Annotated in this window: 17 protein-coding genes and 1 tRNA gene; 10 read left to right on the forward strand and 8 right to left on the reverse strand. The window is 51.0% G+C overall.

Annotated elements, in window-relative coordinates; translation table 11 throughout:
* The 5 genes from ACFOET_RS01325 to ribD are packed head-to-tail and all read right to left on the reverse strand — an operon-like array spanning position 1 to position 4,263.
* Positions 1 to 222 carry a PspC domain-containing protein gene (locus tag ACFOET_RS01325; protein ID WP_379018770.1) on the reverse strand — a complete coding sequence of 74 codons (222 nt, stop codon included), beginning with the start codon at positions 220 to 222 and terminating at the stop codon, positions 1 to 3.
* Positions 216 to 1,514: a DUF2851 family protein gene (locus ACFOET_RS01330; RefSeq protein ID WP_379018772.1), complete on the reverse strand. Its 1,299-nt coding sequence runs from the start codon at positions 1,512 to 1,514 to the stop codon at positions 216 to 218. Before ACFOET_RS01330 ends, ACFOET_RS01325 begins: the two co-directional genes overlap by 7 nt.
* A 38-nt stretch (positions 1,515 to 1,552) precedes the next feature.
* The gene (locus tag ACFOET_RS01335) at positions 1,553 to 2,308 is read right to left on the reverse strand and encodes an ABC transporter ATP-binding protein (protein WP_379018774.1); all 756 of its coding nucleotides are present in this window, start codon (positions 2,306 to 2,308) and stop codon (positions 1,553 to 1,555) included.
* 12 nt (positions 2,309 to 2,320) lie between these two features.
* Positions 2,321 to 3,199 (reverse strand): ABC transporter permease, encoded by an 879-nt coding sequence (locus ACFOET_RS01340; protein ID WP_379018776.1) that lies wholly within the window; start codon positions 3,197 to 3,199, stop codon positions 2,321 to 2,323.
* Complete coding sequence (gene ribD, locus ACFOET_RS01345) at positions 3,199 to 4,263, reverse strand: bifunctional diaminohydroxyphosphoribosylaminopyrimidine deaminase/5-amino-6-(5-phosphoribosylamino)uracil reductase RibD (protein ID WP_379018778.1); 1,065 nt, start codon at positions 4,261 to 4,263, stop codon at positions 3,199 to 3,201. The genes ACFOET_RS01340 and ribD overlap by 1 nt, the downstream gene beginning before the upstream one ends.
* A gap of 85 nt (positions 4,264 to 4,348) precedes the next feature.
* On the opposite strand from ribD, the gene prmC reads away from it, so the two are divergent.
* The 10 genes from prmC to ACFOET_RS01395 all read left to right on the forward strand — a co-directional run bounded on the left by prmC (position 4,349) and on the right by ACFOET_RS01395 (position 16,033).
* Positions 4,349 to 5,233 carry a peptide chain release factor N(5)-glutamine methyltransferase gene (gene prmC, locus ACFOET_RS01350; protein WP_379018780.1) on the forward strand — a complete coding sequence of 295 codons (885 nt, stop codon included), beginning with the start codon at positions 4,349 to 4,351 and terminating at the stop codon, positions 5,231 to 5,233.
* 11 nt (positions 5,234 to 5,244) lie between these two features.
* Entirely contained in the window at positions 5,245 to 6,894 is a 1,650-nt protein-coding gene (locus tag ACFOET_RS01355; protein WP_379018781.1) for an amidohydrolase, read from the forward strand.
* A gap of 161 nt (positions 6,895 to 7,055) precedes the next feature.
* Positions 7,056 to 7,128: transfer RNA gene (locus ACFOET_RS01360), tRNA-Lys, on the forward strand.
* 511 nt (positions 7,129 to 7,639) lie between these two features.
* Complete coding sequence (locus tag ACFOET_RS01365) at positions 7,640 to 8,218, forward strand: RNA polymerase sigma factor (protein WP_379018783.1); 579 nt, start codon at positions 7,640 to 7,642, stop codon at positions 8,216 to 8,218.
* A gap of 166 nt (positions 8,219 to 8,384) precedes the next feature.
* Positions 8,385 to 9,320 (forward strand): FecR family protein, encoded by a 936-nt coding sequence (locus ACFOET_RS01370; protein ID WP_379018785.1) that lies wholly within the window; start codon positions 8,385 to 8,387, stop codon positions 9,318 to 9,320.
* 147 nt (positions 9,321 to 9,467) lie between these two features.
* Positions 9,468 to 12,794, forward strand: coding sequence for a TonB-dependent receptor (locus ACFOET_RS01375; protein ID WP_379018787.1), 3,327 nt, complete (start codon positions 9,468 to 9,470; stop codon positions 12,792 to 12,794).
* A gap of 206 nt (positions 12,795 to 13,000) precedes the next feature.
* Positions 13,001 to 13,801 (forward strand): hypothetical protein, encoded by an 801-nt coding sequence (locus ACFOET_RS01380; RefSeq protein ID WP_379018789.1) that lies wholly within the window; start codon positions 13,001 to 13,003, stop codon positions 13,799 to 13,801.
* A gap of 15 nt (positions 13,802 to 13,816) precedes the next feature.
* Positions 13,817 to 14,146: a hypothetical protein gene (locus ACFOET_RS01385; protein ID WP_379018791.1), complete on the forward strand. Its 330-nt coding sequence runs from the start codon at positions 13,817 to 13,819 to the stop codon at positions 14,144 to 14,146.
* Between the two features lie 13 nt (positions 14,147 to 14,159).
* Positions 14,160 to 14,540: a hypothetical protein gene (locus ACFOET_RS01390; RefSeq protein WP_379018793.1), complete on the forward strand. Its 381-nt coding sequence runs from the start codon at positions 14,160 to 14,162 to the stop codon at positions 14,538 to 14,540.
* 560 nt (positions 14,541 to 15,100) lie between these two features.
* Positions 15,101 to 16,033, forward strand: coding sequence for a helix-turn-helix transcriptional regulator (locus ACFOET_RS01395; protein ID WP_379018795.1), 933 nt, complete (start codon positions 15,101 to 15,103; stop codon positions 16,031 to 16,033).
* Positions 16,034 to 16,038: 5 nt separating this feature from the next.
* Here the strand turns inward: ACFOET_RS01395 and ACFOET_RS01400 are convergent, their stop codons facing one another.
* Genes ACFOET_RS01400 through ACFOET_RS01410 form a run of 3 tightly spaced genes read right to left on the reverse strand, consistent with a single transcriptional unit; the run spans position 16,039 to position 18,124 of the window.
* Complete coding sequence (locus ACFOET_RS01400) at positions 16,039 to 16,653, reverse strand: hypothetical protein (protein ID WP_379018797.1); 615 nt, start codon at positions 16,651 to 16,653, stop codon at positions 16,039 to 16,041.
* 36 nt (positions 16,654 to 16,689) lie between these two features.
* A complete protein-coding gene (locus ACFOET_RS01405; RefSeq protein WP_379018799.1) occupies positions 16,690 to 17,664 on the reverse strand; it encodes a relaxase/mobilization nuclease domain-containing protein in 975 nt (324 codons plus the stop codon).
* Complete coding sequence (locus ACFOET_RS01410) at positions 17,654 to 18,124, reverse strand: plasmid mobilization protein (protein WP_379018801.1); 471 nt, start codon at positions 18,122 to 18,124, stop codon at positions 17,654 to 17,656. Before ACFOET_RS01410 ends, ACFOET_RS01405 begins: the two co-directional genes overlap by 11 nt.
* Between the last annotated feature and the right edge of the window lie 94 nt (positions 18,125 to 18,218).

Here is an 18,218-nt window from a genome sequence, read left to right on the forward strand (position 1 = left end):
TCAAAAGTCCCAAAGCTGATGACGCATGCGCTTTATGTAATTCCGAAAGTCCAGCACTATTCCGGCTAAAAAGTAAAAAATAATGGGAAATCCAACGGCGAGGAAGGAAGTGTAGATAAAAAACAAACGTAGCTTAGAGATTGATATCCCAAGGCGCTCCCCAATATAGGTACATACGCCAAAAGAGCGTCGTTCGAAAAACAAGAGTACTCGCTTTACCATCTTTCGTTATGTTTAATCAACTGCACCCCTACTCCACAATCCAAGCATTTCTTCTTATCACAATAATAAGCCTTCATCTGCAACAAAGCCTGAGATTCAGAAGCTTGTTTCACACCGACGCCCAACTTTGAAAAACGCTTTATAATCGCATTACTTTCTGCTTTCAGGTTTTCCAACAACCTAACAGCTCGGTAAATATACATTTCTTTACCAATATATTTACCATAAGCAAATAAAATACCAGCAATCACATTGATCAACAACATATCAATAAATTGTACACCTAATTGGCAGCTATGTAAAGGAGACGCCGCATCAAAACGGTAGTGCCTCAGCCAATAGGGATTCACAGGCAAGGCTTCAAATAAGGCCTTGAGCTCATCCGTGCACTCCGTCTGCACGATTGCCGAAAACAAATGCTCCGCCCGCGCACAGAGCGCGGCAAATTGCGCAATGCGTATCGAGGGAAAGTTTCCCGGACGTACGCGCATGAATTTCCATACCGACGCATCCATGGGCATGAGCGAATGTAGTTTTCGAAGGTAGTGGTATTCCTCCTGCAATCTACGGGGGTATTCTTCTTCAAAAGCGGTGTTTTCCAAAAAACCGGCCTGGCCGAAAAAAAGGGCTTCGATAGCCAGCGGACGGTCCTTATGTTTGGCGAGTATGCGCGAGGGCAGGCTCCTGGCGAGCTGATCGAACGCCTGTGCATTTACATTGCTTCCGAAATACCGCGCTATCCATATATAACAGGTCTCTTCCCAATTTCCCTGCTGTTGGTTGAGCACTTCATAAAACGCGGCAACCTTGCGCTCAAAGCGCTCCACCAGTAATCGCGTAAGCCATTGCGTCAAATGTAGTGAAGAAACGGTGCTAATGAGCTTTTCGCAGGGAATCCAGTACATGCCACTCATCAGCTCCCGGTATTTGTGAAGTATAGGTGTCGGGATTAGCGGCTTCAACTCAAGACACTCCAGAACCGTTCCATCCGCACGGTTTACGGACCTGTCATTTTCGTACACCACATGCAACACCACATTATTGTATGCGTTATCTCGTTGGTGCTTATGCGCGTACCAGTCCGAAGCATGGACATGGATTTCCACATTGCCAGACCACTCCATGTCGCCGATGCGCATGCGCGCAGACAGAAAGTCTGCCCCCGCATTGCGATTGTGCACACCCGTCTCCAAGACAGTAAGCGATTTACCCGATACGGTACATAAGTGCTGGTGGTGGTATAGGCGGTACTTCCAGATGAAGTGCAAGATATCTTCTGATAAGGTGACCATGGTTTTAGGCAATAATGCACATCAAATATACAGCTATCTTAGTAATAATCAAACCAAGACACCACTTCGGCATGGGTGAGTGATTTTTTAGTGTTTTGGTCATAATCACGGATCACTTTCCCGCCCTCCATTTGAATGAGTCTCGATCCGTACCTCAGTGCCTCGCTGATGTTATGCGTCACGAGCAGCGCCGTGAGCCCATGTTCGCGGACAAGCCGGTCGGCGATCTCCATAACCTCCCGGGCAGACCGCGGGTCTAACGCCGCGGATGGCTCATCGAGCAACAGCACGTCCACCCCTGCCATCACGGTCATCAGCAAGGTTAGTGCCTGCCGCTGTCCGCCACTCAGTATCCCCATGGGTTGGGCAAGCTTATGCTCGAGCCCCATTCCTAAGGCCGCTATCTTGTCATAAACCGACTCCCGGAAACGCTTATGGACACCGATCTTCATCCACTTAGGCGATCTCCGAAGGGCTGCCATCCGAAAGTTATCCAATATGCTCAGCGAAGCGGCGGTGCCCATCAGCGGGTTTTGGAACACACGGGCAATCCATTGGGCGCGCCTATAATCGGGCAGCCGCTGGATCTCCCGCCCGTGCAGCAGCAACTTACCTTTATCAGCATACATGCTTCCTGCAATAAGATTGAGGAGTGTACTTTTGCCAGACCCATTAGCCCCTACGACAACGGTAAAGCTTCCGGCATCGAGCCGAAGCGTCATATCAGCAATAGCAACTACCTCGGTAGCTTTTCCCGAATTGAAAACCTTGATTACATGTTGAATATCTAACACTGTTTATCGCTGTTATCGTCTTCCAAACTGCAAGAATTCGCCCACTCGGGGCAACGCCACAATGACAAGCACCAACAGAGCGGTAGTCAATTTCAATAAATTGGCGTCGATGCCTGCACTGAGCGCCGTAGCCAGTATACTTTGGAAGATTACCATACCTAAAAGCACACAGCCCAGTGTTGCCGGTATAGCTCGTATCTTCAAAAAATTGATCGCCGTATCGCCGATAATCACGGCACCTAAACCGCTGATGACAATACCTATGCCCATGTTGATATCCGCAAACCCTTGGAACTGTGCCATCAGCGATCCGCTCCAAGCAACCAGTGCATTGGAAATCGCCAAGCCAAACACCTTCATTCGGGCCGTATTTACGCCCTGCGCCCTGATCATGGGTTCACTGTCACCGGTGGCTCGCATAGCGATACCGAAATCGCTACGCAGCAAATAGCTCATAATAAAAAACAGGATAACCAAAAAAGCTGACAGCACCGCCAACATATTGTCGTCCGCGCGTGAAAATAAGCCGAATGCCGTAAACACGTCGCGATAGCCGAGCAACGGCATATTTGCGCGACCCAACAGCACCAGATTGACTGAGTAGAGCGCAGTCATCACCAGTATACCGGCCAATAGCGCATGAATGCGCAACCGGGTGTGAATTAATGCAGTGAAACTGCCCGCTATCGCGCCGCCGAACATAGCCAGCAACAAGACCCCAAGCGGCGAATAGCCATTCGCCATGCCCACCGCCGTGATAACTGCGCCCAGCGTATAGCTTCCGTCCGTTGTGATGTCAGGAATATTGAAGATCTTCATCGACAGGAATAACCCGATGACCAATGGACCGAAGCACATAGCCTGGATAAGTGCTGCTAAGTAAAAATCCATCAACCGTCGCTATTATTGTTCCGATGATAGACCGTCAACCGGTCCGGACCTACCGCCTGATTACTTGCCGATGCCACATGCATTACCGGTGCCTCAATGCCCGTACCCCATGCATCGGAAGATGTAAATACACGCGCTTCATCCCACAGCCCTGCATTAAGAAACAAATCGAGCGTCTTGCGCCCGCCTTCTACAATAAGCGACTGTATATCCATCAAATACAGCTGGTACGCAATTTTCTGCGGCAAATACCAGTCCATGTCCTCTACGGCGATGTACTTGACACCACCGACCCAGTCCGACTTTGCTGCATTGAAGACAATGGTGTCTGCATCATTATCGTAAATGTTGGCTTCCGTAGTCACAGCTAGGTCCTTATCGATAAGTATCCTTAAAGGGTTCTTTCCCCGCCATTCCCTCACTGTCAGCCGAGGATTGTCAGCGAGTGCTGTCCTTGCTCCTACCAATACGGCATCCTCTTCACTGCGCCAACGATGAACGAGCTGCTTTGCCATTTCTCCCGTTATCCATTGTTGCGTACCATCTGCCGGCGCCATGAAGCCATCTGCAGTTTGCGCCCATTTCAGAATAATATAAGGGCGTTGGTATTGCACCCGCGTGGCGAACCGCCGGTTCAACCAAAGCGCCTTTTGAGACAACACGCCTTCAATCACTTCGATTCCGGCATCTTTCAAAAGCTGAATACCCCGACCATTTACCTGGTCAAACGGATCGCGGCACGCAATGACCACGCGCCGGATCCGGTATTCAGCCAATAATTTGGCACACGGAGGGGTCTTGCCATAATGTGCGCAGGGCTCCAGACTCACATACATCGTGCTCTCGCTGAACACGGCCATCGCGCCGTCGCCAAATTTCTCCAATACCTCTTCAATTACCAGCACTTCAGCATGCGGCCCGCCAAACTTACGGTGGTAATTTTCGGCGATGATCCGCCCCTGGTGCACTAACAGCGCACCAACCATCGGATTGGGACTTACCGCCCCAATTCCCAGTTGAGCCAATTCCAAACAACGCCTGATATAACGCTCATGTTCCTGCATGGTGCAAACTTACTCAAAATTGCTATTTTATCATGAAGCCCCGCGCCGCGACTGCTAACGTTTTGGTAAACCGAAAGTATGCTGTATGTTTGTGCTGATGCGAACCGTAGCGGCTACCGAAGAACAGTTTGTAAATGAGTTGGCCCCACTATATGATGCCAACGAAGCCCGGCTGCTCTGTTTTCTATTGCTTGAAGACCGCTTAGGATGGTCCAAGCAGGACTATTTGCTAAGAAAACAAGCTCCGCTGAATGAAACCGACGCCGACTGGCTTACACACGCATTGGCGCTCCTCAAGCAGGCAAAGCCGGTTCAATACCTATTGGGATACGCTTGGTTCATGGGCATGAAGCTCCTTGTCGATGAGTCGGTATTGATTCCCAGGCCGGAGACCGAAGAATTGGTACATCTCGTCATCAACAAACACCGGAAAGCGACAAACAAGCCCCTTCGCATCATCGACATCGGGACCGGAAGCGGCTGCATAGCCATCTCACTGAAAAAACGGCTACCCCATGCGACTGTCTACGCGTTGGATATTTCCGAGGAAGCGTTGCAGGTCGCCAGGCAAAACGCTCAAATCCAGTCGGCTGAAATCTCATTTATCCATGCCGACATACTGGAGTGGGACTCGGTATTCCCGTCAGATCAGCTCTTCGACATCGTGGTAAGCAATCCACCCTACATCACTGATGTTGAACGACGTGAAATGCACCAGAATGTGCTTGCCCACGAGCCCCACTTGGCGCTTTTTGTAAACGGAAGCGCTCCGCTGCTGTTTTATGAGCATATCGCCGCATTCGCGTCAACGCATTCACATCCTCCTGGCGATCTCTATTTTGAGATCAACCGCAGATACGGACAGGATGTATACGACTTACTGGTAAAAAAGGGTTTTCGGCAGATAACCCTTCACCAGGACATGCACGGCGCCGACCGCATAATTCATGCTATTGCAGATAACGACTAACCTTATATCATATGACAAAGAACTCATTAGCTCCCCTGCTGATCGCCATTTCCGCATTGTCTTTTTCGTGCAATGGCACCAAGCAAGCCGACCTCATTGTACACAATGCCGTTGTCTATACGGTCGATTCGGCCTTCTCGACGGCCGAAGCCTTTGCCATACGTGACGGCGAATTCATTGCTGTTGGCACCAATGAAGAGGTCCTTTCGGTATATCAAGCGAAGGAAACCATTGATGCTCGGGGATTGCCGGTGTATCCTGGATTATACGATGCGCATGCCCACTTTCTCGGTTTTGCACTGACATTCGGTCAAGCTGACCTGACCGGGGCCAAATCATTTGAAGAAATTATAGACCGTCTCAAAACATTCAGGGAAAGCCATCCCGATGCCTCCTGGCTGCGCGGCCGCGGATGGGATCAGAACCTTTGGGAGACCAAGGCCTTTCCAGATCGAAGCCCGCTCGATGAAGCATTTCCGGACATCCCCGTCTACCTGGTTCGGGTGGATGGCCATGCAGCAATTGCCAACAGCAAAGCGCTGGAATCGGCAAACATCTCCGGCCCCGTCACAGTTGACGGCGGGATGGTAGAAGTAAAGAACGATCGTGTCACCGGCATATTGGTCGACAATGCCATGGGACTCGTGTCTTCCGTCATTCCCAACCCAACCGTACCGGATCTCGTCCGGATGCTGCAGGAAGCTGAAGCCGCCTGCGTCTCTGTTGGCCTAACCACAGTGAGCGATGCAGGCCTTGACCGTACGACGATTGAACTGCTGGACAGCCTATACAAAACAGGGGTGCTGCGTATACGCGATCATGCGATGATCAATGTGTCTGAAGAAAACCTTGACCACTACCTCACCACCGGGCCTTATGTGAGCGAGCGACTCACTGCCCATACATTCAAAATACTGGCCGATGGTGCACTCGGTTCCCGCGGGGCATGCCTGCTGGAGCCATACACTGATGCGGAGACTTCCGGTTTTCTGCTGTTCAATTTGCAGACCATCGACTCGGCGATCGCCCGCATCGCGGCCAGCGAATTCCAAGTGGCGACCCATGCCATCGGCGACTCCACCAACCGCCTTATTCTGGACCTCTATGGCAAACATCTCAACGGCGAAAACAACCGTCGCTGGCGCATCGAGCACGCTCAGATCGTTGCGCCAGAAGACTTCGAAAAGTTCGGGAAGTATTCCGTTATTCCATCTGTTCAGCCCACCCACGCTACATCCGATATGTACTGGGCAGGCGATCGTATCGGCTCCGAACGCATCAAAGGCGCTTACGCCTATAAGCGGCTGCTTAATGAGACCGGGCTGCTGGCTATTGGCAGTGACTTTCCGGTTGAAGGCATCAATCCGCTATGGGGCTTTCACGCCGCCGTAACCCGCGCAGACAAAGATGGCTACCCTGAAGGAGGCTTTCAGCCAGAAGATGCGATAGCCCGCGCCGATGCACTGCGTGGCATGACTATATGGGCAGCATATGCAGCGTTTGAAGAGGATTCGAGAGGAAGCATTGAAATAGGGAAAAAAGCTGATTTCGTCCGGTTGGGAAAAGACATCATGCGCATTCCGGCAGACGAGTTGCGTGATGTTGCCGTATTGCAGACCGTCATCGCCGGCGAAACCGTGTATGAAAGAGCACTTGACTGATTACATAACCACAACCGGTAATGCTTTTCACTGAAACCAAGAAGGTTAATCACAGACACAAAATTATCTGAAAATTATTTTGGACGATACTGTCGATAATTCTATCTTTGCACCACTTTCCAAAACGGGAAAGGCGTTCCTTTAACGGATATAAAAGCAACGATCCTGTAGCTCAGCTGGTAGAGCAATACACTTTTAATGTATGGGTCCTGGGTTCGAATCCCAGCGGGATCACAAAAAAAAGCTCAGTCGAAAGATTGGGCTTTTTTTGTTTCCGATGGGATGAGAACAGAAGGGGTGGCCGGATTTTCTACCACTCCCCTAAATCGTTGATTTTATGCTTATTACCAAGTAATCTACCAAAAAGGGTAACCGAATAGGTCCCATTTTATATAACCTGCTTTCCAGTCGTTTGGTCTTTTGGCAGCACCTGTTTCAATCAGTCAATGTACGTCTGTTGCCATAAAGGTACAAAAATAACCGTTATGGTGGTAATCCTTTTTCATTTTGTTTGACCGCTATCCTCCGATAGTTGTACAGGTGGAATTTAGTCCACGGATTCATTCCGTAAATGCCCAAAGCGAGAGCCGTGAAAGGGGATTTGTGCATGGGCAGGGCTTCGCAGGCCGCAAATGCGCGTGGGGCAATAGCCATATTAATCCGTTAAAATTTTCTTCACCGATATTTAACACCCTGTTAATGCAGCTACACATAACTTTGCCGTGTCAACACTTAGTGATTTTCCATGGAAGACACCACGGCGAATTTTATAGCAGGAGAACAAGCTGCCTTTGCTGCGGTCTATGAACGCTACCGCGTGCAGGTGCTTGCCTATTGTTACCGCACCACCCGTTGCCGTGAAACGGCAGAAGAACTCACCCACGATATTTTTCTCAAACTGTATGATGCCCGGCACAGGCTGGATGCAGAGCAGGGCATAAAAAACTACTTGATGGCCATTGCCCGTACCGCCGTGTTGGGATGGTTCAGAAAGATCAAATCCGACAGAAAGCTGAGGGAAGCGTTCCGTCTGCGATACCTGGATGCGCAGTCCAACGAAAATACAGAACGGAAAATACAGGCTTCCATTGATCTCGACCGTGTAAAATCAACCGTTTCATGCCTGCCGTCCAAAAGGCAAGAAGTTTTCCAGATGGTCAGGATAGAAGACAAAAGCTACGAAGAGACTGCACAAAGGCTATCCATTTCGATAGACAATGTAAAATACCACCTCAAAAAAGCAGACCGCTTTGTCAAGGCACAACGGTTGGCCATGGACGACCTTTGCCGGATTTTGGTACTGTTCGCCCTCTTCTGGGGGTAACTTTTCTGACATCCCCGCCATCAGTCAACCCAAAGGCCGATTTTTTCGGAATTAATCGCTCTGGTAAACAGTTACTTGCATAAAGTTTAGAAAAATTTAGCTAAACCACTACCCGTTTTGCTCTTCCCGTGCATATTAAACACGATAAGCACAGAAAAACAACGCGATGGAGCAAAACGAAGCGAACGAACTGCACCGCCGTTTCCTTGCCGGGGAACTTTCCGGCGAGGAACTGGAAAACTATATACAGCAGGCTGCCGAAGGTAAGTTTGACGAGAATTTCCCTGATTTTGACCGGGTAGCGGAACAGTATCCCTATACCGGAAAGCCTGTAACACCCCGAAGAACGAAAACCCGGCAGATATGGCGGAGTGTGGCTGCGGTGGCCGCAGTGCTGCTACTTATGGGAGGCTATCAGCTATGGCAATATAAAAAGATGTCCGTTCCGCAGATCACCTATAAAACCATACAGGTAGAACGGAACAAAAAAGTGCAGATCACCCTTACTGACGGAACATCCGTTTCCCTTGCCCCCGGTACGGTATTTTCATATCCCGAACGGTTCAGCGACACTTTACGGGACGTATTCGTGGAGAAAGGAAAAGCATTTTTCGAGGTAACCGAAAACGCTTCCCGGCCGTTCAGGGTGCGTGCCGGCAACCTGGAAACTACGGTGTTGGGAACCTCCTTTACCGTAGAAAACTACGCACAACAAGGTTTTGAAAAGGTAAACCTCTATACCGGAAAGGTAAAGATAACCAATACTGCAACCGCTGACGAGCTGGCATTAACCCCCGGACAGGGCTATGAATGGGATGCGCAGCATGCCACGGGGCAGCTTTCCGATTTTGATATCGCGGCAAATCCTGCCGATGCGGAAAGTCTTTCGTTCGCACAGGCAAGTCTTAAAAGTGTGCTGTACCGTGTGGCCTACTTAAAAAACATTTCCATCAGGCTGGACGATGACCGATTGTCGGCCTACCGCGTCAGCGGCTCATTCGATGGCATGACGGCGGATGAAATACTGCAATCACTGGCGCATATCCATCCCCTGAAAATAAACATGATCGATCACGAAACTTATAGCATTATGAAGAAATAGCTACCCGGTAGAAAAGAAGGAAGCACCACCCTGGCCGGTGATACTTCCCGATGTTGTACCGACTAGGTCGGGGCAACGGATTGAAAAACGAGTAAATAAGTATCGACACTATTCACCCATTTAATCTCCGAAAGTACGGAAAAAGTAATGAATTATATTAAACAAGTACCCATAATGACCACATTATGCCATATCCTCCTTTTTTTCATGATGCCGTTCCAGACACAGGCAAGCCTAAAGGACATCAAGGCAACCGTCAATGCCAGCCATCAGCGTGTGCAGGCACATCAGTTGATCGGCTCTTTCAGCGAACAGACCGATATCAACTTCATCTATGACCTCGAACAGATCAACTCCGTCGTGCTCCGCGATGTGCAATACCGCAACCAACCCCTGGGCACCGTACTTGTAGCATTAGCGCACAAGAGCCCGCTGGTATTCAGGATGGTTAACAGCCGGGCCATCGCCGTAACGGTTGACCACAACAAAAAGCTTGCACCAACCCCGCAGTCCCAGCGCCCCGGCCGCATCTCCGGCACAATCATAGACGACCGGGGCGAAACACTCGCGGGGGCTTCCATCAGGGTGGTGGGCAGCGGCAATGCCGCCCAGAGCGGTGTGGACGGCAGCTACCAGCTGCCCCTGCCCGCAGGCACCTATACGTTGGAAGTGAGCTACCTGGGCTACCAGACCAAGCGGATTACCGAGGTGGTTGTCCGGCCAGGGGAACTCACCCGGCTGAGCGTCGAACTGGCCGCAGCGACCAGCGAACTGGGGCAGGTGGTGGTTACCGGCAGCTATAAGCGCGAGAGCGTCGCCGGCTTGTATGCACAGCAAAAGAATGCAGCGTCGGTGACCGACGGCATCTCCGCCGAGCAGATCGCCCGTACGCCTGACAACGATATGGGCGCCGCGCTGAAACGCATCACGGGCTTGACCACCGTCAACAACCGTAACGTGATTGTACGGGGGATGTCTGACCGGTACAACCAGGCGATGCTCGATGGGGTAAGCATCCCGAGCACCTCGATGAACCGCCGGGATTTCTCTTTTGACATCATCCCTGCCGAGATGGTGAGCTCGGTGGTGGTCAACAAGACCGCAACGCCGGATGTATCTTCCGAGTTTTCCGGTGGGCAGGTGTCGGTGAATACCATCGATATCCCGGATGCAAACTTCACGAGCATACAGATCGGTTCGGGTTTCAACAGCCAGGCCATCGGCAAGGATTTCTACCAGCTGGGCGAGCGGAAAAACGCGGAATATTTCGGTTTCTTCGATCAAGCAGCGAAATTGCCGGAGGGTATGCAGTCCTGGCGGTTCCCCAGCAATATTGAAGTTCCGCCTCCGGGCAACAATCAGACGGGGGATTTCGAGCTGATTCCGAAAAAGGGTATCCCCTACAGTAGCCTGGATGCCGTGGCACAGTCTAAAAGGCTTTCGGCAGACGCGTTGATAAGGAAGCACGCGAATGGAACGCCCAACCAAAACTACCGCCTGTCTATCGGGCGGGTATACAACCTGAATAGCGGCATGCGTTTCGGTTTCTCGGCAGCGGCAAGCCTGCGCAATGAGCAGCAGGTATGGCAATTCAACAATGTGCGGGGCGCTAATCACGGAAATGCAGTTCACTTTATCGACAGCACCAAAATGGGGCAGAACGGCGCGGGGATGTCCTACCGCTTCAACAGCAACAGCGGGCTGGCGGCTAACCTCGGGCTGCAGGGAGACAGATTTAAGATTACGCTAAAAAACATGTATGCGCGTACCTATAGTAGCAATTACAACGAGACCATCCGCTTGAATTATGCCGATCTGACGCAAGGCCCCAGTAAAGAGCAATACCAGCTGCCCGAAGCCATGTCCTTGCTGCAGCATCAGCTGAGCGGCGAATACCAGCTGCCCTGGGATATCAAGGCGACGGGCATGGTCGCCTACAACAAAATTAGCCAGCGCATCCTGGATGAGCGCAAGTTTAAATACCGGTTGACCACCCAGATCGGAGACGAGTATTATTTCCAGACCCCCAATGTTAGAAATCCTTCCCAATCCGGTGGTGATAACCTATTGGAGGATTCGCGCATGTGGACGCAGGTGAATGAGGATGATTTCCACTGGGCAACGAGCTTTGCCAAATCCCTGGGGACAGGCGAAACGCTCAGCACCCTGGTGAAATTGGGCTATCAGGGCTTTGACAAACGGCGGGACCTGTCGGTATTCCGCATGATCCCGTTTTCGGCAAGGGGAAGCAATATCGAAAAACCCTATGAGGTCATCCTGGATCCGGCGAATATCGGCAGCGGTGTCAACGAGGCATACTATTGGGCAACAAATATTAACGGCCGCGTATTCGACGGATATATGAAATCACACGCCGTGTATGTGATGGCAGACCAGAAGTTATGGAACAGACTGCGCCTCGTGTACGGTGTGCGCGGGGAATCCTTTGACCTGAACAACAGCCAGGAGGAAATCTTGGATCGCCAGTATACAGAGGTAGATGATTTTATTGCATTTCGTCGGGGCGTGAAGGAAAGTGGCTGGCGCTGGTTGCCGTCCATCAACGCCACCTATGAGGTCACCTCCATGTTCAATATACGGTCATCCTATTCACGCACGGTCATCCGGCCGGATTTCCGGGAGAGTTCGTTCTTTGGGTTCTATGATATTGAGCTGGAGGGCAATGTCTCGGGTGACCGCGTGGAGTCTACCGTGGTGGACAATGTGGATCTGCGTTTTGAGTTGTATCCGGGAGCCGGGGAGATTGTTTCCCTGACAGGGTATTATAAATACCTGGACAGGCCCATTGAGCTGATCAGGGACGGTTCTTTGCGTCAGGGTAATTACTATAAACTTACCAATATGGAGTCGGCAACCAATCTGGGGCTGGAGCTGGAAGTACGTAAAAACCTGGGCTTTGTGGGGGAGCAGGATTGGTGGGAGGATATCTTTGTCTATGGCAATGGAACTTTATTAAAATCAAACGTGAAGGTGATGACACCATGGGGTGGTGGCGTAGAGGGCGATGGGGAATATGCATTCCGGCAGGAAAGAGTGGGCAACCAGGACCGCCCACTGTTGGGACAATCACCCTGGTTATTGAATCTGGGCTTGGGCTATTGGGGAGAATCCTTTGGATTGACGGCAAGCTATAACCAGCGCGGATACCGTACCAACCTGACAGCGGCTGACCCTTGGCAAGTAGAATATGAAAAGGTGCCGGGACAGCTGGATGGGCAATTGTACGCCCGCCTACTCAAAAAACGCATGGAGGTCAAATTCAATATGGCGAACCTGCTGAACGATTGGAGCATCTTTTATGCCAATACGGAAGCATTCAACATCGAAGGCGGAGGCATCAGTGAGGAATTACAAAAAGGAGACTTACGGTACAACAAAGAAGATAACGACACGATACTGTACCGCCGGAAAGAGGGAAGCCGTTTTAGCCTGTCGCTGACGTATAATTTTTAAATAAGGGAACAAACAAAAACACCGGGGCCGTATCGCTTATGTTGAAGCGGCCCCATTAAAAAAATAAAAAATGAAACCATCATGATTTATTCAAGCCACACAGGGGAATGAATAAACGGCTTCAGCCATCTTGAATGCCATTGAAAACATACACTAATGAATAAATCTGATAGCTTCATCACCATTAAAAAACAAATTATATACAGATGAAAAAGAATATATGTTACCTGCTGCTCATAGGGATGCTGGGCGGCGTATTGCAGTCCTGCCAGAAGTGGGAAGAGGAAAACAGCTACACGCCCTTTACTACGCTCTTCATAGAAAACTATGAAAACGGTTATAAGATAGAAATTGACGGGCATAAGTACGCCTCAAGTTCAATTAAAGTACCGGTTACCGAAGGCGACAACGCTTTTACGCTGTATAATGGCGATGATGAAACGCAATTTGAAGGGAGTTTTCAACTCAAACCCGATCGGGATACGCTGGTGCTTTTTAAAATCAACGAAGAGATACCTGTTGCGTTAATGCGCAAGGAAGATTTGAACGAACCGAAGGAGGAGGGGAAGTTGAAATTTAGGATTGTCAATAGCAACAGTGAGATAGCAGAGTTGACCAATGGCGAACCTTTTCATTTAGTGTTTTATCAGGTTCTTGAACAATTGTCCGGACCTCCCGCGCGTCGAAAGGTTGTTTATCATGAAAAAGGGGATACCGTTTTTAATATTACCAATCAATTGCCCGAAACCTATCAAACCATAGATATTACAGACAATATGGACTCCCCTTTTGGATTTGATGGTAGAGCGCAGATATTGAAGGAGGATTTTAGCCCGGTTATGGTGGAAGGCGTCGAAGTTTTTGTTACATACAATTCAATCGATATCAATAAAGGCGCACATATATTGTACTTGTCGGACGTTGAGGGAGCTCTATTTTCTTTTTATCCTAATATCGAACCATATTGGAACTTTTCCGTAGCGCTACAGTCAGCATATTCGAATTAAATTATTAGAGTCGTTATGAAAGCCATCAGCAAGCGACAGCATAACGCATTGGTGGCGGCCCTAAACCACTTGCAGGAATTACAGGGGGATGGCAGCCGAAGCAGCAGCGGCGCCATCCCTACCCCTGCAACCGAAGGCCGCCAGCGGCTGGAAGCGGCGTATGCCCGCTACGAAATCCTGCTGGCCCAACTGGCCGATTGCATTGCTGAATACAACGCCCTGCACCGAAGCATCCGCGTCGGCATCGTGGCGCCCGCACTGCGGCAGGCACGCAAGAAAACGACAGCTGACTCCCCGGAATACCGGTTGGTGCTGGAACAACTGGAATGCGTGAGGGCGGTTTAACGGGATGGTTTTCATGGAAAAACGAAAGGAAACAGGTATGGATATTACGTTACTCTTGATTGCGATAGCCCTGCTGGATGTGGCGATGCTATGCTATTCGGTTTACCTCGACAGAAAGATCGGGGAACTGAAAGGCATCGGCCCATCGGTAGGCCACGCCTACCCGATTATCCGGATCGGCAGGTTCGAACGTTTCGTACACAGCCCGTTGGGGTCGCTGCTGCTGGCCGTGTGCTTCATCGGTTCGCTGATTGCGATGCGGGAAGCTGAAAAACAAGCAGGCAGCCCGGACGCCCGGCAGTACATGGGGGAAACCGTACCGGAGGGATGGTCAATGGCCATTCCCTGCGCCGATGAAGCGGAAGCGCGGAGTGGACAACTGGCAGGGCGATGACAACCGTGGCGGAGCATATCATGCAGGAACAAGCGTTACACCGCTGCCCGCACTGCAAGACGGTCTGGTTGCATGACCGGATACCGCGTGCATGGTGGGTGAAGACATTTTTCTTCTTTTTGCCATTGAAGCGCTACATCTGCTACAAGTGCATGCGCAAACCGTATATATGGGAAAGCAAATAAAATGGAGCCGATATGGATGGAATGATTTACATAGCGGGATACATCATGATCGGCATTTTTCTGTTTTTCTCGTTCCGGCTGTTGCGCCGGGAACATAAGGGGAAAGACCTTTAAATTTTCAACGGCCTATGGTAAAATGATACGATGAACAAATAACAACAACGCTGGAAACAGCGATAGAAGAGACTAGCGTGCACACGCTTCCGGGTCAAAGAAAACTGGTAATTTTTTAAAAACAAAACGGAACACGTGCGGGCCTGCCTGGGTATGGGCTTGCCTGTCGGTTTTGTTTGGTATACCAGTACCACTTTGACAGACGGGGGGAGCGAGCCCCTACCCAAACAGGCCATTCTGCGAATGTCCTTCCATCGCCCAATGGAAAAAGACATGAACATAGCCTGTACACAGATGCACCCCGCCACACTGTTGGCCATTATCACCGAGCTCATCCTGCTCGGCGCACAGGGCGCCCTCTACCTGAGCAGGACACATGATAAAACCAGGCTGTGGTACCTCAGACTGCTGGTGCTCATGCTCCTGCTCAACACCGCAAACGGATTGTTCCCTGATTCACGTTATGCCATACCCATCCATATCCAGCACATCATCGTAAACGGCATCGGTTTTTCCGTAGCCTCCTATTATCCGCTCTACTTCCATAAAGCCTTCCGGCTGTACAGGCTCCGGTTCCATGCCATCTACGGCGGTCCCCTGTTCCTGATGCTCCCATACCTCGTATTCTTCGTCATCGCCTATTCCATCCACGGGGACATTGACTTCACCCGGCGTTACGGGTTCATCGACCCGACTATTTACTCCCTTGTCCTGCTGGTTTCCATGGCGGGGTCCATCCGCCATGCCTACCGGGAAAATCCCGACACACGGCTGTTCATCGAAGAACTGGCAGCCTATGCCGCGATGGTGCCCTGGTCTGCCATGCCGATGGTGGTCTATAACGGGTGGGGACAACTCACCGAGACACTTTTTGCCAATCTTGGCTTCCTCACGGTCAGTGTCCTGATGCTATGCCATTCGATAAGGCTTGGCCGTGCCGAGCAGAAATTGATCGCCGATCTGGAACTGGTGCCGATCCACCCGGAGTCCATTGAAAGGAACGGCAGGCATTTCGGGCTAAGCGGCAGGGAAACCGAGATCGTGTACCTGGTCTGTGAACGGTTGAGCTATAGGGAAATCGGCGAAAAGCTGTTCATATCCGAATTGACGGTAAAGAAACACGTACAGAACATCTTCGGAAAGGTCCTCGTCAATTCGAGATCGGAGCTGGCGAGGAAGATGAACGATCTGTAGTATTGTTATTCCGTACCCCGGTTATGCTTGCGCCCCCGTCTTAGGCCTTCGGCCCTTTCCCTCGCCTCCAGCAGCTCTGCCTCTTTCTTCCTTGCGGCATCTTCCGCAAGCCGTAATGCCTCCTGTTCGGCTTCCAGCCGCTCCACCTCCATCCGTGCCGAATCGGGGGCACGGGCGTACTTCCGTTCCGTCCACGTTGCGGCATTGGGATAGTACTGGCGCACCAGCCTGTATCTGACCGAATGTGCGGATAGTTCGCTGTTCCGTTGCCGGAGGTTGATGGCTATGGCCAGAGCGGCAGCAAATGCCAGCAAAAGCAGGAAACCTCCGATGATAAACCCTGTTGACCCGGGCGAGAAATCATGCAGATGGATGATCCTCCACCTGTCCGGCATCTTTGCATTCAACTGTCCGACCTTTTCGGAAAGACCGTTTACAGCGGTATTGTCCGATGCCTGCGATCCGTTGGTTTCCACCTGTTTCAGTATGGCTTTTAATACCGGGCCGTAATCCGGCAGCTGTACCTTGCGGTTCTCCACTTCGACCAGCCGCTTTTCCTGTTGCAGTTGCAGTTCTGCCATGTCCTGCACCGTTTTGCTGATTTCCTCTAAATGTTCCATAGTTGTTGTTTTTCTATTTTCATGTTACTGTGTCTTTTATCTGCGCATTCCACGAGATTGCTCCGCTTCCCGCTTTTTACGTTTGCGCCTGTGCTTTTCGGCATCGCCCACCGGATCGGGGTCGTTGTAGATCTGTACCCCGTCCAATAGGGTGCCCAACAGATCCGTAAACTGTGATGCTTCGTCTGGTTGCTGTGCGTGTTGTGAGGTATCCTGCTCCCTTAATATATCCCGTATCTCATCTGCCAATGAGCGCCCGGCCGATGGGGTTTCTGCCATCTGCTGACGGTTGCCGTTCAGTTGGTTGTTGATATTTCCATAGCTGTACTGGCGGTCGATATCCGAACCCTTGAATCTGACACCATCTTTTTCAAATGAAATTCCCTGTATTTCGTTCGTGCCGCTACGGTATTTGTAATGGATGGCTATGCCCTTTGCATGGAGCAGCTTTTTCAGTTGCTTCCATGAGGTGGCCTGTTGCAGGGTGGCTTTCAGGACATCGTATATTTCATAGCGGAGTTTGTCGTTTCCGCGCAGTGCCTGCCGGTTCATCTGTTCCTTGCCTTTGCCGAAATGGTAGCTGTAGCGTTCGGTCATCTCCCGGCACACTTTGTGGCTCTTCTGCCAGTGGTTGTAGTTATTGATGGTCTTGCCGATGTTGTCCACACGGTTGTAGACGATATGGACATGGGGATGCAATTTATCTGTATGCAATACGGTAAGGTACTGGGTATCTTTGATCCCCATCTTTGCCATGTATTCCCTTGCATGTTCCGCCATTTTTTCTACCGTCAGTTTGCCGCTGTCCTCGCTGCTCCAGCTCAGTACGGTATGCCCTACGGCATTGCCAAGCGTGGGGCGCAATTTGCGCTGGGCGTTCAGGTCGTCTATGATGGACTTCACATCGTAGTCACGTACGCCTACGGCATCGATGACCTTTGCCTGCTCCCGTTCCAGCAGGTAGCGAACACAGCCCCCAAAGCTCTTGCCAGTTAATACCTTAGCGATCATACCCGGTTATCCTTTCCATCAGTTTTTCCACCATGCCAAGTAACGTGCGCAGGTCGGCAAGCAGCGATACCAGTCCGAGGGTATGTGCCAGCTTGGTCAGCTGGTTGAGGTTGTTAGCCATGCCCGACAGGGTACGCAGGTGGGACGCATCCTCCCTGGACAGTCTCGGTGCCACGGTAGCCGATCTTGCAGAACGGCGGAACCAGTCACTGATCCTGATGCCTGCTTCCCTCGCCTTGCCCGCAATCAGCAACCGCTCGGTGGGCGTGAGCCGTACCACCAGCGAGATGCTCCGGGTGACCGCCTTTTTCGGCCGTCCACGGGTGCGCTTTTTGGTGGCATTCTCTTCTTTTTTTGCCGGTGCTTTCATCGCTGTGCCCTCCAGGTTTTGACGGTTGCGACCACCGGGAGCAGAGGCCCTGCCGCCATCCCCGAAGGCCGGCGGCAAGGTTTTTTGCATTGCAAAAAAATAAACTTGCTCCTTACAAAACGGCAAAGGTCTACCTTTGTCATGACGGCATCGGAAGATACCGGTTTGGGGACGGTTTCCCTCT

The sequence above is a fragment of the Parapedobacter deserti genome (assembly GCF_042646065.1).
Taxonomy (GTDB): Bacteria; Bacteroidota; Bacteroidia; order Sphingobacteriales; family Sphingobacteriaceae; genus Parapedobacter; species Parapedobacter deserti.

Excerpts from the sequence above, each read along its gene's own strand:
- ACFOET_RS01325 (WP_379018770.1), bottom strand. The coding sequence starts at position 222 with ATGGTAAAGCGAGTACTCTTGTTTTTCGAACGACGCTCTTTTGGCGTA.
- ACFOET_RS01330 (WP_379018772.1), bottom strand. The coding sequence starts at position 1,514 with ATGGTCACCTTATCAGAAGATATCTTGCACTTCATCTGGAAGTACCGC.
- ACFOET_RS01340 (WP_379018776.1), bottom strand. The coding sequence starts at position 3,199 with ATGGATTTTTACTTAGCAGCACTTATCCAGGCTATGTGCTTCGGTCCA.
- ribD (WP_379018778.1), bottom strand. The coding sequence starts at position 4,263 with ATGCAGGAACATGAGCGTTATATCAGGCGTTGTTTGGAATTGGCTCAA.
- prmC (WP_379018780.1), top strand. The coding sequence starts at position 4,349 with ATGTTTGTGCTGATGCGAACCGTAGCGGCTACCGAAGAACAGTTTGTA.
- ACFOET_RS01355 (WP_379018781.1), top strand. The coding sequence starts at position 5,245 with ATGACAAAGAACTCATTAGCTCCCCTGCTGATCGCCATTTCCGCATTG.
- ACFOET_RS01365 (WP_379018783.1), top strand. The coding sequence starts at position 7,640 with ATGGAAGACACCACGGCGAATTTTATAGCAGGAGAACAAGCTGCCTTT.
- ACFOET_RS01370 (WP_379018785.1), top strand. The coding sequence starts at position 8,385 with ATGGAGCAAAACGAAGCGAACGAACTGCACCGCCGTTTCCTTGCCGGG.
- ACFOET_RS01375 (WP_379018787.1), top strand. The coding sequence starts at position 9,468 with ATGAATTATATTAAACAAGTACCCATAATGACCACATTATGCCATATC.
- ACFOET_RS01380 (WP_379018789.1), top strand. The coding sequence starts at position 13,001 with ATGAAAAAGAATATATGTTACCTGCTGCTCATAGGGATGCTGGGCGGC.
- ACFOET_RS01385 (WP_379018791.1), top strand. The coding sequence starts at position 13,817 with ATGAAAGCCATCAGCAAGCGACAGCATAACGCATTGGTGGCGGCCCTA.
- ACFOET_RS01390 (WP_379018793.1), top strand. The coding sequence starts at position 14,160 with ATGGAAAAACGAAAGGAAACAGGTATGGATATTACGTTACTCTTGATT.
- ACFOET_RS01395 (WP_379018795.1), top strand. The coding sequence starts at position 15,101 with ATGGAAAAAGACATGAACATAGCCTGTACACAGATGCACCCCGCCACA.
- ACFOET_RS01400 (WP_379018797.1), bottom strand. The coding sequence starts at position 16,653 with ATGGAACATTTAGAGGAAATCAGCAAAACGGTGCAGGACATGGCAGAA.
- ACFOET_RS01405 (WP_379018799.1), bottom strand. The coding sequence starts at position 17,664 with ATGATCGCTAAGGTATTAACTGGCAAGAGCTTTGGGGGCTGTGTTCGC.
- ACFOET_RS01410 (WP_379018801.1), bottom strand. The coding sequence starts at position 18,124 with ATGCAAAAAACCTTGCCGCCGGCCTTCGGGGATGGCGGCAGGGCCTCT.